Source organism: Pseudomonas sp. PDM03, assembly GCF_014852385.1.
GTDB classification, from domain to species: domain Bacteria; phylum Pseudomonadota; class Gammaproteobacteria; order Pseudomonadales; family Pseudomonadaceae; genus Aquipseudomonas; species Aquipseudomonas migulae.
Genome location: NZ_JACVBM010000055.1, coordinates 1 through 255 on the forward strand (window position 1 = coordinate 1; position 255 = coordinate 255).

Genomic DNA, 255 nt, shown 5'->3' on the forward strand with positions numbered 1-255 from the left:
AAGGTGTGGCCTATCTGAGCCTTGTGACGGATGCTTTTTCGCGAAAGATCGTGGGCTATCACGTCCATGAAAGCCTGCACACCGAGTCGGTAGCGCAAGCGCTACGCCGCGCGGTGAAGCGGCGCAGGACGGAACAGCCGCTGGTTCATCACTCGGACAGAGGCAGCCAGTATTGCTCGGGAATGTACCAGGCGTTGCACGCGAAGCACGGCATCAGGTGTTCGATGACGGACGGCTATGACTGCTACCAAAATG

General features: G+C 58.4%; 1 protein-coding gene. It reads left to right on the forward strand.

The window, feature by feature from the left end; translation table 11 throughout:
* Positions 1 to 255: DDE-type integrase/transposase/recombinase (locus IB254_RS29380; protein ID WP_192420957.1), on the forward strand; the 255-nt coding region annotated here is incomplete at both ends.